The organism is Mycobacterium sp., from assembly GCF_049802695.1.
Classification (GTDB): domain Bacteria; phylum Actinomycetota; class Actinomycetes; order Mycobacteriales; family Mycobacteriaceae; genus Mycobacterium.
The window spans coordinates 1-1,636 of the sequence record NZ_JBARMY010000266.1 but is presented as its reverse complement, the minus strand read 5'-3'; the positions used below and the strand labels follow the sequence as shown (position 1 = coordinate 1,636).

Genomic DNA, 1,636 nt, shown 5'->3' with positions numbered 1-1,636 from the left:
AGTTCATCACCCAGTTGGGCCGCAACTTCCAGGTCATCTACGAGCAGGCCAACTCCCACGGCCAAAAAGTGCAGTCGGCCGGCTCCAACATGGCCAGCACCGACAGCGCCGTCGGCTCCAGCTGGGCCTGACACCACAGCACAACCATTGTGGCCGCACACGAAAGGTGTGCGGCCACAATGCTGCTAAAGCTAACTGAGCCGTTTGGCCGGCTCAGCTGCGGATTCGCGACAAGATTTTGTCCTGCACGTCGCCGACCAGCTCAGGCAGGTGGTCGTTGACGAAGAAGTGATGACCGGGGTCGCTGAACATCCGGGCGCTGAACTCCGAGGTGGTGCGCTCCGACCACCCTTGAACCTTCTCAGTGGTGGCGACTTCGTCGTCGTCGCCGTAGAAGGCGTAGATCGGGCACGACACCGTCGCGTCGGGCGGGCACTCGTATTTGGAGATGGCCTTGAGACCGCGCAGCGTCGGGAGGATCTTCGACGCGAATTCCTCGTTCTCCAGGAATTCCGGGTTGACGCCGGTGAACTGGCTGACCGCGTCCAGCAGGCCGCGGTCGGATTCCGGGATGTATTCATAGCCGATCCGGCCGGGCGCCGCGCACGCCGAGACGAACAGTGCGGCAATCGGGTTCGCCTTGGCGTCGAACCGCCGGGCCACCTCGAACGCCAGCAACGCGCCCATGCTGTGTCCGAAGAATGCCACCTGTTCGTTGGAGTCGCCTTGCGGTGACAGCATCTTCTCCAGCCGGTCGGCCAGCTCGGGAATGCTCGAAGCAGACCCGATGTCATGAGCGCCTTTGCGGCCCGGATACTGCACCGCGATGCACTTGACGTTGCTGGAGAAGGTTTTGGCGAAAGGCACGTAGTACTGCGCCGATCCGCCGGCATGCGGGAAGATGTAAAGCTTTGTCGTGCTGACGGTCACGCGGACACCATACCGTCGCCGCGGGCACCACGATGCGATGGCGGGCGGCCAGGCAGCGTTCGATCGCCTAACCAGCGCCGTCGTCTTGTCCGCCGAGCAGCTTCTCCGGGTGGTGGTAGGGGTTGGTGCGCGGTTGGCCGCGGTCGAGCTGCTGGGGTGGGATCCATTCGGTGTTGCCGTCGCGGCGTTTGCGGGTGGTCCAGCCGCCGGGTTTGATGAGGCGGTGGTGGGCGCCGCAGGCGAAGGTGAGCTGGTCGATGTCGGTTCGGCGGTTTTGGGCCCACTCGCGAACGTGGTGGACGTCGCATAGGTAGCCGGGGACATCGCAGCCGGGGTGGGAGCAGCCGCGGTCGTGGGCGTAGAGCACGATCCGTTGGCCGGGTGAGGCCAGGCGTTTGGCGTGGTAGAGCCCGATCGCGCGACCGTTGTCAAAGATCGCCAAATAGTGGTGGGCGTGGCGGGCCAGGGCGATCACCTCGGACATCGGCAGCAGGGTGCCGCCGCCGGTGAGCGCCGTGCCTGCCTTCGCCTCCAAGTCGCGCAAAGTTGTCGTGACGATGATGCTGGCGGGAAGCCCGTTGTGCTGGCCCAGTTGTCCGGCGGCCAGCAGGGCGCGGGCGGCGGTGTGCAGGGCGTCGTGGTTGCGCTGGGCGGCGGTGCGGGTGTCGCGCTCGATGGCTTCTTGCGACGGCGCGCCATCCACCAC

The 1,636-nt window shown here is 65.6% G+C and carries 2 protein-coding genes and 1 pseudogene; 1 reads left to right on the top strand and 2 read right to left on the bottom strand.

The genetic code is table 11. From position 1 onward, the window contains the following. A pseudogene (locus tag WA317_RS10945) lies at positions 1-131 on the top strand (type VII secretion protein EsxI); the annotation flags it as partial. Between the two features lie 82 nt (positions 132-213). Here WA317_RS10945 and WA317_RS10940 read toward each other — a convergent pair. Together WA317_RS10940 and WA317_RS10935 are read right to left on the bottom strand one after the other, a co-directional pair. Continuing rightward, a complete protein-coding gene (locus tag WA317_RS10940) occupies positions 214-930 on the bottom strand; it encodes a thioesterase II family protein (RefSeq protein ID WP_425173049.1) in 717 nt (238 codons plus the stop codon). 67 nt (positions 931-997) lie between these two features. Beyond that, positions 998-1,636 (bottom strand): DUF222 domain-containing protein (locus WA317_RS10935; protein ID WP_425173048.1); only part of this gene is annotated, 639 nt, incomplete at its 5' end.